This window comes from Curtobacterium sp. S6, assembly GCF_000710345.2.
GTDB lineage: Bacteria > Actinomycetota > Actinomycetes > Actinomycetales > Micrococcaceae > Rothia.
Window position 1 is genome coordinate 1 of record NZ_KL537414.1, and the last position, 13,566, is coordinate 13,566.

Here is a 13,566-nt window from a genome sequence, read left to right on the forward strand (position 1 = left end):
ACCCGGTAGGTGTGTGGGAGAGTAGGTCGCCGCCGAAAATATTTTTGTGAGTGTGTGGTGTGGGGGTTGTGACCCCCACACCACACCTGTTTAAGCACCCCTTCGCGAGGGTGCGCGTTGTTTGCTGACGTTGTGAGGGTGCCGACGGGCCCAGGAACCGGCGAGAAATAGTCACCAGTGAGGTGACCAGTCTCGAGGGAATTCCTGGGCCGGTCGGCACCTTTTTTGCGTTAAGGCGCCGCGTCTCTCCGTGGGCCTGATCTAGAGATCGATCATGACCTTCATGGCCTTGGAATCCGCGGCATTTTTGAACACGTCCCATGCCTTCTCGAGGTCTTCGAAGGCGAAGTGGTGGGTGGCCAGGGAGGAAATGGGCAGACGACTGTTCTGGACAGCTTTCATGAGCATGCCAGTGGTGTTCGCGGAGACCAGCCCCGTCGTGACGGTAAGGTTTTTAATCCACAGCTTCTGGAGCTCGAACTCGACCGGTTTCCCGTGGACACCGACCACGGCGATGTGGCCGCCCTCCTTGACGTTGGGCGTACAGAGATTCCAGGTCGCGGGGAGCCCCACCGCTTCGATGGCGGTGTCGACGCCGCGTCCGCCGGTCACCTCGGCGACCACTCCGGCAAGGTCATGAGCCCCCGGGTTGACCGTATGTGTTGCGCCCATTGTCTTGGCCATTTCGAGTCGATTGTCGTCCATGTCGGCGACGATGATGCTGGCTGGTGAATAGAATTGCGCGGTCAGGAGGACCCCCATACCGACCGGGCCGGCGCCCACGATGAGCACGTCGCTCCCCGGGGTGACATTGCCGCTGATAACCCCGACCTCGTGGCCCGTGGGCAAGGCGTCCGAGAGGAAGACGGCGACGTCGGTGTCGAGTGTTGGGGGCAATTTAAAGAGTGAATTGTCGGCGAACGGGGTTCGCACGTATTCCGCCTGCGTCCCGTCGATCATGTATCCCATGATCCAGCCACCACCGCGCTGGCAGTGCGCATACAGCTGCCTTTGGCAGTTCTCGCAGGCCCCGCATCGTGAGATGCAGGAGACGAGTACATGATCTCCCGGTTTGACGGAGGTGACGGATTCTCCGATCGCCTCCACGACACCGATGCCTTCATGACCGAGTATTCTTCCATTCCAGGCGCCCGTTGCCGCGCGGGCGGACGCCTCGATCTCTGGGTTTTTCCCCTTGTAGATACCAAGGTCTGTACCGCAGATGGTCGTCTTGGTCATGCGGATGATGGCGTCGGTCGGGTCGATCAGACTCGGCTTAGGTCGTTCCTCGAAGCGGATGTCGTGCTCTCCGTAGTAGGTCATCGCTTTCATGGACTCGGACATGATTACCTCTCTGATCGCTTCGTCACGATACTTAAAGTTTACGTTATGTATCCGTCTGATCCGCTGACGATGCGTCACGACATCAAGGGGCCCAGCTCCAACGCATCCGTCGAAGCTGGGCCCCTTGTGTGCTTTCCTTGCGCGGGTTAGTCGGTCGAGGTTGCCGACTCAACCTCCTGGAGCGTCTTGGTGTGCTTCCGGCGCAAATGGGCAAGACGAGCCAAAGCGTGGGACATCGCTTCGGGGCCTGTAACCCGTACTCTGGCGATGGACTCCGCCCTTCCCACCTTGATCCCCAGATCTTGCGGTCCGAGAGCTTCCAGGGCGTTCTCGTCCGTGAGGTCGTCACCGGCAAAGATCGTGGTGTCGGCGTGGGTGAACTCTTTGAAGAGACCCATAGCGTCCCCCTTGGTGACCTCGAGAACTGCGCACTCCACCACGTACTGGCCGGGGGAGAGGCGAACTCCAGGAATGTCCTTGAGAGTGCGTACGGCCTCCGCCTCTGCGGTCTGAGCCGCGTCGTTGTCCGCCATGGTGCGCGTGTGGAACCCCACGCCCGCCGGCTTATGCTCGATCTCGGAGCCGGGATAACGCTGCACCAGATCCTCGACGGCCTCCGTCGCGCGACGGAGCGCCTCTTGCTGCGCGTCGGTCAGCTTGAGTTCGGGCGAGCTGTGCCCCATGGCCGAATAGTCGAACTCCCCACCGTGGGAACCTGACAGCAGCATTTTGCCGTGGGGATCGGCCACCTCTTTGAGGAAGCTGATCGGCCGGCCGGAAATCAAAGCGACGAACGTATCCGGCTGTTCGGCCAGGTCCTCGAGGGAAGACTGCGAGAGCGGCAGTGCCCGCGCCTCGTCCGGAACGGTCGTGAAGGGCGCGAGGGTTCCGTCGAAATCCATCGCAATCAGGAGCCTCTCGGCGCTTGCGGCACGCTGAAGCTCGTCTTCGACGGCCGGTGTCGGGAACGGCCCATGGCCCCTGTCGACTTCTCCGACCATCGGGAGCTCATCGGTCTTGGGCTCGGGGCCGAGATCATCGTCACGGGTCCGGGCCAGGTCGTCGAGGAATCGCATGGACCAGTCTTCGACGTCGTGAGCGAAGATTTGTTCCCGCATCGCCTTCATTCGATATTGGCGCTCCTCGAGCGACATATTTTTGGCATAAAGCAGGGCTTCCTTGAAGCCGTCGATGTCGTGGGGGTTGATTTGGAGAGCATCGGGCAACTGCTCGGCCGCGCCGGTGAATTCGGAGAGAACGAGCGCGCCCGTGTGATCGAGATGGCTCACCACGTATTCCTTGGCCACCAGGTTCATACCGTCCCTGAGTGAAGAGACGACGAGGACGTCCGTGGCCAGGTACAGGGCGATCATCTCTTCGAAGGGATAACCATGGTGAAGATAGCGGATCGCGGTGTGAGCCATCGTGTCGAACTGCCCGTTGAGGCGACCGACCATGCCTTCAATCTGTTCCCTGAGCTCGATGTACGAGGCCACCCGCTCGCGGGAGGGGCTGGCGACCTGAATCATCGTCGAGTTCTCGACGGTGAGGTCACCGTCGTTCAAGAGCTCACCGTAAGCCTTGAGGCGGTGGCGGATTCCCTTGGTGTAGTCGAGCCGGTCGACGCCGAGGTAGACCGTTTCCGGGTTGCCCAATTCCTGCCGGATCTGTTCGGCTCGTCGTTTGGTCGACGGCCGGGAGGCCATTTCTGTCACGGCTTCGACGTCGATCGAGATCGGATAGGAGGTTGCCCTCGTGATCCACGTGGGCAGGTCTTGGTTGAGACGTTCCTTGCGGGCACGGCGTCGGGAGGTGACGTTGGGCATCGCGTTGGTATACGCGCGACGGTACCTCTCGTTGCCTTCGTCCTCGTTCTGATCCTGCGGGGTCTGGGTGACTTCCGCTCGTTCGTCGTCGAACTGAACGCCGAGGATCTTGTCGCAACAGCGTCGGAAATTGCTGGCGTCTCCGGGGCGCTGGAAGCCAAGGAGGTCGGCGCCGAGCAAGCCGGTCAACACCTGCTTACGCCACGGCAATTGGGCGAAAATCTCCAGGGGCGGGAAGGGGATATGGTCGAAGAATCCGATCGTCAGGTCCGGCCGCAGATGGCGAAGCATCGCCGGAACCAATTGGAGCTGATAATCCTGAACCCACACGGTCGCGTTCTGGGCCGCGCTGCCGGCTGCCGTCTCGGCAAAGCGGCGGTTGACGGCCCGGTAGGTGTCCCACCACGTACGGTGGAATTCCGGCGGAGCGATGACGTCGTGGTAGAGCGGCCAGATGGTGGCGTTGGAAAAGCCTTCGTAGTAACGGCGGACCTCATCCTCGGATAACGGCACCGGTACCAGGTGGAAGACGTCGTGATCGAAGGGCTCCAAATCTTCGTCGGACGCACCGTGCCAGCCGATCCATGCGCCCGAGTGGGCCGCCATGACGGGGGCCAGGGCGCTGACGAGGCCGCCCGGCGAACGGCGCCACGTGGAATTTCCGTCCTCATCGATGGATCGATCCACCGGCAGTCGATTGGCCACGACGACGAAGTCGTAACCACCCTCGCTTGTATCGCGTGCACTCGATTGGTTCTGGTGCGCATTCGCAGTGTGGTGCATACTGATTCTCCCTTCGACCCAGTCTGACTCTAAGACTATCCGCAGTTGGGCGTCAGGAGGAGGGCGTGAGAGACTCCGTCAACTCACTCATCGGCCTTTCAGGTGGCTCGGCTAGAATATCTGTGGTTTTGTACTGATCATCCAAACGAACAGGGAGCATAACGTGGCATCCTCCTCTTCGCCGCGGAGTAGCGAGGCGCGGGAAAAGGCGCGTCAGGTCGCTGCAAAGCAGAGCAAGCACGCGAAGAACTCATCGCGCTTGTGGTGGCAAATTTCCTCGGTTGTCGTGCTGGTGGTCATCATCGGCATTATTGCGGCCGTATACCAGCACAACAAGAAGGCCGAGATCCCCGATTCGGGCCCGGTCGCGGCGAGCTCCAACCAATACGGTGGCATCGTCGTGACCAAGGACGGCATCAAGAAGAACACCTCGGATGTCGACTCTCGAGACATCAACGATCTCAAGACCTCCAGTGAAACCGGCCCGGCCGACGACCAGTCCAGCGGCAAGCCGGCAACCTTACCGGTGGGCTTGCCGTCCGAGGACGACGCCAAGAAGAACGGGCAACCGGTCAAGGTGACCATCTTCCAGGACTACAACTGCATCCACTGCGCCGAGTTTGAAAAGACGAACGGCGAGCAGTTGAAGAAGCAGGTTCTCAACGGTGACATCCAGCTCGAGATCCGCAACTTGAACTTCCTCGACCAGGAGACCAGCACCGAGTATTCCTCCCGTGCCGCGATGGCGGCCTATTCCGTCGCGGAGCAGGTCTCGCCGGAGCAGTTCCTGGACTGGCAGGCCGAAATGTTCTCCCACCAGGGCCAGGGAGGCATGAACAACCAGAAGCTGGCCGACCTCGCCAAGAAGTACGGCGCGGACATCAAGGACGACCTGGACAACAACAAGTACCGTCCGCTGGTCAACGTCACCGTCAAGGAATCCCAAGAGAACGGGATCACCGGGACGCCGACCACGTACGCCGACAGCAAGAAGTACGGCAACGGTAGCTTCAGCGACTTCCTCAGCGGAGTCATCAAGGATAAGTCCGGTAAGTAGCCGGGCTGATCGGGGGAGGGATGCGACGCCATACGGCGTTGCATCCCTCCCTTTCTGCGACCCGAGGCGCGTTTGGGATCGTCGCGGCGTTCCAGGTAATGTAATGACCCGCGAGAGCACGCCTCCTTAGCTCAGCTGGCCAGAGCATCTGTCTTGTAAACAGAGGGTCGCCGGTTCGAATCCGGCAGGGGGCTCGGCGAAATCCCCGGCACACCTCCCTTCGAGCGGTGAGTCGGGGATTTTTGTGCGTGCCTCCGGCGCGGGCTTGGCGCGTCGGCGAAGGCGGGAGGATCGCGCCGTCACGCCCTCGGGTTGGCAAAGCGACAGGCGGGGACGCACACACGAGTCCACACCAAACAACACACCCGGGTAGAATCGAATGCGCAGTACCCACGCGCAAGGAGCCACTAGTGAACGATCGAGACACGGCAGAGCCAGTGATGAGCGGACGACTCGTCGTGGTGCGTCACGGGCAGACCGACTGGAATAAGGCCGGGCGGATGCAGGGAAGCTCCGACATCCCGTTGAACGATACCGGCCGGCAGCAGGCCCGCGAGGCCGGCCAAGCGTTGGCCGAGCAGAACGCCTCGTGGCACTTCTTGGGTTCCTCGCCGCTCTCCCGCGCCCAGGAGACCGCACGCATCATCGGTGAGTACGTCGGAATAGGGCAGATCCACACGATCCCCGGAGTCATCGAACGCGCGTACGGTACGGCCGAGGGTGAGACTCTCAGCTTTGAAGATTCGCGACACCCGCAGGATCTCTTCGACGGCGTAGAACCCGAGGGCGATGTCTACCGACGTGGCGTCGCGACCTTCAAGCAACTCGTGATGGACCATCCGGGAGAGAACCTTCTCGTCGTCAGCCACGGGACCCTGATCCGCCGGACACTCATCGCGACCACCCCGGGCGACTGGAGTCAGCACGTCCCCAACGCGACGCCGATCGAGGTGGATATCGAGGGTCTTTTCGCGTGGGATCCACAGAGCCTCGAGCTCGACTGAACCATCGGCGGAGGCCTGTGACCATGACCGTTCCCACACGTTCCCATTGACCAGGCCACTTAAAGCCACATAAAATCAAGAATGCACAGACGGGACTGTCCCCGTAGTCATCGCTGGGGAGTGTTTGTACCATGTTCGCTGAGGAACGACGGGCGGAGATAGCCAAGCTGGTCAGTAGCGCCCGACGCGTTAACGGCGCCGACCTATCGCGTCGGTACGACGTCACCATGGAAACCGTTCGGCGAGATCTCGCCGCCTTAGAGACCGACGGAAAACTGCGTCGCGTTCACGGTGGAGCGGTCACGGTCGAACAGTCAACCGCCGTCGAATCCAGCATTTCTTCCCGGCAGACAGTCAACACCCCCGAAAAGCAGCGCATCGCCGCGTGCGCCTATCAGTTGCTTCAAGACTCCGATGCCGGCGCCGTCGTCCTTGACGCTGGGTCCACGACCGAAATCCTGGCCGACATCATCGCCTCCTCGGACTTCTCGCTCAAATCCGGTGCGGACCGCCTGATTATCACCCACGCCCTGCACATCGCGGTTAAGCTAGCCGAAGCGGACGGAATCGTCCTGGACCTGGTGGGCGGGCAGCTGCGGAAAATGACCTGGGCCGCCGTCGGGACGCGGGCCGCCGACCATTTCTCCACCATTCGACCCGATATTGCACTCATCGGGGTCAACGGACTCGACGAAGAGTTCGGTCTTTCGACCCCAGGCCTCAACGAGGCCATCGTGAAGACGTCCATCGTTCGTTCGGCCCGCCGGGTCGTGCTGCTGTGCGACTCGGCCAAGTTTGGGCAGGAGTCGCTCGTCCGCTTCGCCGGGCTGCCGGACATCGATGCACTCATCACGGACAAGGCCCCGGAAGGATCCCTGGCCTCCGCCCTGGAAGAAGCGAACGTAGAGGTTCTCATCGCATGATCGTCACCCTGACAGCGAACCCCAGTCTCGACCGCACCGTCGAGATCCCCGCCGATTTGGCCCGGGGGACCGTTATCCGCGCAACCCGTTCCGTGGCCGATCCCGGAGGCAAAGGTGTCAACATCGCGCGCGCCTTGAGCGTCAGCGGCGTTGAGACGGTCGCGGTCCTTCCCGGCGACGACGGCGACCCCGTCCTGGCAGGCCTCACCGAGGCCAACGTCCGGTATTCCAACCTCGCGACGGGGTATCCGATCCGCACCAACGTGACCATTGCGGAGCCCGACGGGACCACGACCAAGATCAACGCTCCCGGCGAGCCGTTCGACGACGTCGCCCAGCGGGAATTGACACGACTGCTCATCAACGATGCCAAGGGGGCGAGCTGGCTGGTGCTGGCCGGTTCACTGCCGCCCGGAGTGCCGAGCGACTACTACGCCGTGGTCTCGCGAGCGGTCCGTGAGGTCCTCGGGGACGAGGCGCCGCGGATGGCCGTGGATACCTCGGGTGCGTCGTTACGAGACACCCTTAACGGACAGGACGGCCTCCCGGACCTGATCAAGCCCAATTCCGAAGAGCTTGCGGAACTGGTGGGCCGGCCGGGGGACGGCGGGGCGCTCGAAGACGACCCGCGGGCCACGGCCCGAACCGCCCGGCAGCTCGTGGACCGCGGCGTCGGCTCGGTTCTGGCGACGATGGGTTCCAAGGGGGCCGTTCTCGTGACCCCCGAAGGATCGTGGTACGCCCAGCACGCGCCGATCAGGGCCCGGAGCACCGTCGGTGCGGGGGACTGCTCCCTCGCCGGTTTCCTCCTGGCCGACGAGGCGGGGAAATCCCCGCGGGACTGCCTTGTCCAGGCCGTCGCCCACGGGTCCGCCGCGGCCTCTCTGCCCGGAACCCAGGTTCCGTCGCTGCAAGAGACCAACCCCGACGCCGTGACCGTCACCTCGTTGGGCTAGCGACACGCGAGTTTCCCCCCCGAACAGCAACCGGAGCATGGACGCCTCAGAGAAGGCCTGGGCTCCCCGACTCAAATTCACCAAGGAGATTCATGTCCGCACTGATATCAGCGGAGCTCGTGACGCTGGATGAGAACCTGGGCGACGATCGGTTCGACGTCATTCGTCACCTGGCCGATCGTGTGGTCGACGCGGGCCGTGCATCGTCTCTCGAAGACCTCTTCCGGGACGCCAAGGCGAGAGAGTCGAAAACCGATACCGGGATTCCCGGTGGCATCGCGATTCCGCATTGCCGCTCCGCCGCGGTGACCGAGCCGACGCTGGCGATGGCCCGCCCGGCTCCCGGCGTGGACTTTGGGGCCAAGGACGGTCCCGCAGACCTGATCTTCTTCATCGCCGCTCCGGAAGGTGCCGATCAAGAGCACCTGACCCTTCTCTCGAAGCTGGCGCGTTCGCTGGTCAAGAAGGACTTCGTGGCGTCGTTGCGGAGCGCCACGAAGCCGCAGGACGTGGTCGATCTGGTGGACGGGGCCCTCGGGCTCGCGCCGACGCCTCAGGCCTCGGGGTCTGACCCGTCGGCCAACCCCGCTCACAACGACTCGACCGGCGCAGCCACTGGCTCGACCGGGGCAGCCTCGGCATCAGGTGCCGCCGGGGCCTCGGCCGAGGCCGCACAGGGCAGCGACGATGATCGCGAAGCATCGCCCGCGACGGCCGGTGCCGACTCCGCGATGAAGCGGCTGGTCGCGGTGACCTCGTGCCCCACGGGCATCGCCCACACGTACATGGCCGCGGACTCGCTTGCTCAGGCGGCCGAAGAGAAGGGCGTGCGTCTCGACGTCGAGACCCAGGGTTCTTCCGGCAACGAGGTCTTGTCGCAGGAGGTCATCGACGCCGCGGATGCGGTCATCTTTGCCGCCTCGGTGGACGTTCGTGACAGGGAACGTTTCGCCGGAAAGCCCGTCGTGGAGTCTCCGGTTAAACGGGGCATCGATGAGCCGGGCGTCATGATCGACGAGGCGATCGAGGCCTCGGAGAACCCCCAAGCCCGTCGGGTCTCGGGATCGCGTTCGGAGGGCTCGTCCGCATCGTCCGAGGACGGCTCCTGGGGATCTCGGGTTTATCGGTCGTTGATGACCGGTGTCTCGTACATGATTCCGTTTGTCGCCGCGGGCGGTCTGCTCATCGCCATCTCGTTCATCATGGGTGGCTACGAGATCGCGAATAACGCGAACGACATCCTGGGGATCAAGGATGGCTCGGTGACCGGCGAGGGTGCCTCGCTCTTCCACCCGGGAGATGCGGGTCTCTGGAACTATCTTGCCGCCGTGGTCAACGTCATCGGTACTCAAGCGATCGGCCTGCTCGTCCCGGCTCTTGCCGGGTTCATCGCTTACGGCATGGCGAGCCGTCCCGGCATCGCCCCAGGCTTCGCCGCGGGCTTGGTCGCCAATATGGTGGGCGCGGGCTTCCTCGGCGGCATCGTGGGCGGCCTGTTGGCCGGATTCGTCGCCTTTATGCTGGCAAAACCGAAGCTCCCACGTTGGCTTGCCGGTATGATGCCGGTGGTCATCATCCCGCTCTTGGCCACGTTGATTTCCAGCGGATTGATGTTCTTGATCCTGGGGCAGCCGATCGCCTGGATCATGACCGTCCTGAACGACTTCCTCTTGTCGATGTCCGGCGCCTCGGCCGTGGTCCTGGGTCTGGTTTTGGGCGCCATGATGGGCGCGGACCTCGGCGGACCGATCAACAAGGCCGCGTATCTGTTCGCGACGGCCGGGCTGTCTGCCGGAACGGACGTGTCGAAGGAAATCATGGCCGCTGTGATCGCCTCGGGCATGGTGGCCCCCTTGGCCATGGCCTTGGCCACGTCGGTTCGCAAGAAGTACTTCACGCAGGCAGAGGTCTCGAACGGGCGCGCGGCCTGGTTGTTGGGCGCCTCGTTCATCTCGGAGGGCGCCATTCCCTTCGCCGCGGCGGACCCGTTGCGCGTGATTCCCTCCTCCGTGGTGGGCAGCGCGATCGCCGGCGCGATCTGCATGGGAAGTCACGTCGCTTCGCCGGCACCGCACGGTGGTGTCTGGATCCTCTTCCTGGTGGACAATTGGCCCATGTACCTCGTGTCCGTGATCGTCGGTTCCCTCATCACCGCGATCATCTATCTGATTCTCAAGCGGATCGGAAACGCCACGAACGATGAGGCACCAGCCGAAGGCGTCTCTTCGGCCGCCTGAACCACCCGCTCAGAGCATTTCGAGTAAGGACTAATCATCATGAAGAAGCTCACAGGAGTCGGCGTTTCCGCCGGACGTGTCATTGGACCGGTTCTGCAGATGCCGGAACCCATCCAGGAACCCGCGGTCGGATCGACCCTCTCGGAGGGCGAGAGCCCGGAGGCGGCCATCGAGCGCCTCCAGGGGGCCGCAGGCCGGGTCAAAGACAATCTCAAGGAACGCGCCGGGCGGACGTCCGGAAACGCCGCGGCCGTGCTGAAGTCCACCGCCTTGATGGCGGGGGACAAGGCTCTGCTCAAGAACGCCGGCAAACTCATCACCGGAAAGCAGTACACGCCGGAGAGGGCCATTTGGGAGGCCGCGGGGGCCTACGCGTCGCAGATGAAGGAACTCGGCGGTTACATGGCCCAGCGAGTCACGGACATCCTGGACGTGAGGTCGCGTATTGTCGCTGAGCTCACCGACCAGCCCGCCCCCGGGATCCCGGAATCCGAGGCGCCCTTTGTCCTTATCGCGGAGGACCTGGCCCCTGCCGACACGGCGACCCTCGATCCGGCACAGGTGATCGCTCTGGTGACGTCCGAAGGCGGACCCCAAGCGCATACCGCGATCCTGGCCCGTGACCTGGGCCTTCCGGCCATCGTCGCGGCCACCGGGGCCACCCAGGTGCCGAACGGCACGCAGGTGTACGTGGACGCCACCGACGGTACGGTCGTCATCACTCCCGGCGCGACCGAGGAGCGCCTGGCCGAGAAGTACGCCAACCGCAAGGAAATTCCGGCTTTCGACGGAACGGGTCTGCTCTCCGACGGCACGAGCATCCCGCTGTACTCCAACGTGGGCAACGGCAAAGCGGCGCAGACGGCTGCCGAGAACGGAGCCGAAGGCGTCGGTCTTTTCCGAACGGAATTCGCATTCCTCAACCGCGAGGAAGAACCCTCCGTGGAGGAACAGACCGTCGAATACAAGGCCGTCTTTGACGCCTTCCCCGGAAAGCACGTGGTGGTGCGGACCCTCGACGCGGGTGCCGATAAGCCGCTGCCGTTCTTGACCGACTCCAGCGAGCCGAACCCCGCCCTGGGCGTCCGCGGATACCGCACCGACTGGACCACCCCGGGAGTGCTCGGGCGCCAGCTCGAGGCCATTTCCTCCGCGGCGAAGGAATCGTCGGCCGAGGTGTGGGTCATGGCTCCCATGATTTCGACCGCCCCGGAGGCCCGCGACTTTGCCCGCATGCTGCGCGAAGCCGATCTGAACATTCACGGCGTGATGGTTGAAACGCCGTCGGCGGCGGTAACGGCCGAGGCCATCCTCGGCGAGGTCGATTTCGTGTCCATGGGGACCAATGACTTGACGCAGTACACCATGGCGGCCGACAGGCTCTTGGGCGCGCTGGCCGAGCTGAACAATCCGTGGCAGCCCGCCGTTCTGAAGATGATTCAGCTGACGGTTGAAGGCGCGAAGCGGGCCGAGGCCTCGACGGGCCGCACCAAGACGGTCTCGGTATGCGGCGAGGCCGCAGCCGATCCCGCCCTGGCCGTCGTGCTGGTCGGACTCGGCGTCAACGCCCTGTCGATGAACACTCGGTCCTTGTCGGCCGTCGCCGCGGTGCTCAAATCCGTTACCCTGGAACAAGCACAGCAGATCGCGGCCAAGGTGATGGACGCGCGATCGGCTGAAGAGACTAAGGATGTGGCCCGCGCGGAGCTGCCCATCCTTGATGACCTCGGTCTGTAATCAGTCCGGATTTCAGGGTGAGCCCCGGTGAACCCGCATGACCCCATAATCAAGGAGAACAATCATGGCAGAACGTATCGCCACCATCGCTAGCCGCGTCGGCCTTCACGCCCGCCCGGCCGCGATTTTCGCCGAAGCCGCCGGCGACCTCCCCGTTGAGGTCACCATCGCGGGTGAAGGCGAGTCGGCCGACGACGCAATGGATGCCTCGTCGATCCTGTCCCTCATGTCCTTGGGCGCCAAACACGGCGACAAGGTCGTCCTCCGTGCCGAGGGCGAGGGAGCCGAGGAAGCTCTGGATAGCCTGGTCAAGATCCTCGAGACGGATCACGACGCCGAGTAATTCCGCTCCACCGGATTCGTGCCGGGCCCGAGGGCCCGGCCGCCGGCCACGCACGCAGTTGCCCGGGACCGCCGACCCACGTGGTCGGGGTCTCGGGCCTTTGCATGTGTTTCTCAATGTGGTCCGCCTAAACTGGGGGACAGAACAGCCCGCCGACCGGGTCAACCAACCACGGCGCGGAGAGCACCTCCGCGCACGGCAGATGAGGATTCTTTGCGACACTTCACCGCTCGATTCGCGACCGATCACGAGATCAATCACTGGGATGACCACGTCACCGCCAACCCCAACGGCGGCAACCTGTTGCAATCGGCGTCGTTTGCCTCGGTGAAGGCCCAACACGGCTGGAAGCCCCTGCACCTCGTGTACGAGGGGGTCACCGAGGTCCGGACCGAAGACGGCACCATCGAAGATCGCCAAGTTTCCAGCTACAACCTGATCCTCGAAAAATCGATCCCGTTGCTGGGCAAGTTGTGGTACATGATCAAGGGGCCCGACGTCGCGGATATCCGTGACATTCCGGCCATCATGGACGCCAATCGCGAATTCGTGCGGGACCAAGGGCTCAAAGTCTTCGCGGTGAAGATCGAACCGGATATCTATGATTCCGAGGAAAACGCGGCGTTCTTGAATCGCGCCGGGCTGGTCAAGCAGTTCAACATCCAGCCGAATGATTCGACCGCCATTTTGGCGACCGATTCCGACGAGGAATCCGTGCTGAAATCGTTGCATTCCCGAGGACGCAATGCCGTCCGCCGTGCCAAGCGCGAAGGCGCCGAGGTGGAACGCGTGGAATTGACGGAAGAGAACATGAAGAAGATGTTTTCCCTCATGGACACGGTCGGCCAAGGGCACGCCAACGTCAACCTGCGGTCCTTTGAGTACTACAAGGAATTCTGGACGACCTTCGCCGCAGCAGGTCAGGGAAGGCTGTACTTCACCTACGAGGATGGGGAACCGTCCGTCGGCGCCTACGTCATCCGCTATGGCCGCAAAGGAACGTACAAAGACGGCGGATCCAAGCCGCGTCGCAAGCAATACGGTGACTCACACCTGGTGCAGTGGACCGCGATGACGGATCTGATGCACGACTACGGAATCCAGGAATACGACTTCTGCGGCACACCCCCGAAGGCCGAGCTGAAGAACAAGGAGCACAGCTACTACGGTCTCGGCTTGTTCAAAACGAGCTTCACCAAAACCGTGGTCGACTTTGTGGGCGTCTACGACCAGGTCTTATCCCCGGCCGCTTATAAAGCGTGGGTGACCATCGTGGAACGCGTGATGCGTCAGATCTGGTGGCGTCGCACTCAGCAGCCGTTCTACTAAGCCGATGACCCAGTCGGCATCAACCGC

The 13,566-nt window shown here is 63.1% G+C and carries 10 protein-coding genes and 1 tRNA gene; 9 read left to right on the top strand and 2 right to left on the bottom strand.

The window, feature by feature from the left end:
- Positions 1-261 precede the first annotated feature (261 nt).
- Complete coding sequence (locus CURSPS6_RS09430; RefSeq protein WP_321164036.1) at positions 262-1,422, bottom strand: zinc-dependent alcohol dehydrogenase family protein; 1,161 nt, start codon at positions 1,420-1,422, stop codon at positions 262-264.
- Positions 1,423-1,490: 68 nt separating this feature from the next.
- A complete protein-coding gene (otsB, locus tag CURSPS6_RS12380) occupies positions 1,491-3,953 on the bottom strand; it encodes a trehalose-phosphatase (protein ID WP_082470402.1) in 2,463 nt (820 codons plus the stop codon).
- A 163-nt stretch (positions 3,954-4,116) separates the two neighbouring features.
- Here otsB and CURSPS6_RS09440 point away from each other — a divergent pair, with 163 nt between their 5' ends.
- The 9 genes from CURSPS6_RS09440 (at position 4,117) to CURSPS6_RS09480 (ending at position 13,539) form a co-directional block, all read left to right on the top strand.
- The gene (locus CURSPS6_RS09440) at positions 4,117-5,010 is read left to right on the top strand and encodes a DsbA family protein (protein WP_030015783.1); all 894 of its coding nucleotides are present in this window, start codon (positions 4,117-4,119) and stop codon (positions 5,008-5,010) included.
- A 120-nt stretch (positions 5,011-5,130) separates the two neighbouring features.
- Positions 5,131-5,204 (top strand) — tRNA-Thr (locus CURSPS6_RS09445).
- Between the two features lie 216 nt (positions 5,205-5,420).
- Entirely contained in the window at positions 5,421-6,014 is a 594-nt protein-coding gene (locus CURSPS6_RS09450) for a histidine phosphatase family protein (protein WP_152978124.1), read from the top strand.
- Between the two features lie 131 nt (positions 6,015-6,145).
- Positions 6,146-6,937: a DeoR/GlpR family DNA-binding transcription regulator gene (locus CURSPS6_RS09455; protein WP_030015785.1), complete on the top strand. Its 792-nt coding sequence runs from the start codon at positions 6,146-6,148 to the stop codon at positions 6,935-6,937.
- On the top strand, positions 6,934-7,893 hold the full coding sequence (locus CURSPS6_RS09460) for a 1-phosphofructokinase family hexose kinase (RefSeq protein WP_030015786.1): 960 nt from the start codon (positions 6,934-6,936) through the stop codon (positions 7,891-7,893). Before CURSPS6_RS09455 ends, CURSPS6_RS09460 begins: the two co-directional genes overlap by 4 nt.
- Positions 7,894-7,985: 92 nt before the next feature.
- Entirely contained in the window at positions 7,986-10,130 is a 2,145-nt protein-coding gene (locus CURSPS6_RS09465; RefSeq protein ID WP_051687869.1) for a PTS fructose transporter subunit IIABC, read from the top strand.
- A gap of 39 nt (positions 10,131-10,169) precedes the next feature.
- Complete coding sequence (gene ptsP, locus CURSPS6_RS09470) at positions 10,170-11,867, top strand: phosphoenolpyruvate--protein phosphotransferase (protein WP_030015788.1); 1,698 nt, start codon at positions 10,170-10,172, stop codon at positions 11,865-11,867.
- Between the two features lie 64 nt (positions 11,868-11,931).
- Positions 11,932-12,210: an HPr family phosphocarrier protein gene (locus tag CURSPS6_RS09475; RefSeq protein ID WP_030015789.1), complete on the top strand. Its 279-nt coding sequence runs from the start codon at positions 11,932-11,934 to the stop codon at positions 12,208-12,210.
- 213 nt (positions 12,211-12,423) lie between these two features.
- Positions 12,424-13,539, top strand: coding sequence for a lipid II:glycine glycyltransferase FemX (locus CURSPS6_RS09480; protein WP_030015791.1), 1,116 nt, complete (start codon positions 12,424-12,426; stop codon positions 13,537-13,539).
- Positions 13,540-13,566: the final 27 nt, after the last annotated feature.

Coding starts and splice junctions, on each gene's coding strand:
- CURSPS6_RS09455 (WP_030015785.1), top strand. CDS start 6,146: ATGTTCGCTGAGGAACGACGGGCGGAGATAGCCAAGCTGGTCAGTAGC.
- ptsP (WP_030015788.1), top strand. CDS start 10,170: ATGAAGAAGCTCACAGGAGTCGGCGTTTCCGCCGGACGTGTCATTGGA.
- otsB (WP_082470402.1), bottom strand. CDS start 3,953: ATGCACCACACTGCGAATGCGCACCAGAACCAATCGAGTGCACGCGAT.
- CURSPS6_RS09475 (WP_030015789.1), top strand. CDS start 11,932: ATGGCAGAACGTATCGCCACCATCGCTAGCCGCGTCGGCCTTCACGCC.
- CURSPS6_RS09460 (WP_030015786.1), top strand. CDS start 6,934: ATGATCGTCACCCTGACAGCGAACCCCAGTCTCGACCGCACCGTCGAG.
- CURSPS6_RS09465 (WP_051687869.1), top strand. CDS start 7,986: ATGTCCGCACTGATATCAGCGGAGCTCGTGACGCTGGATGAGAACCTG.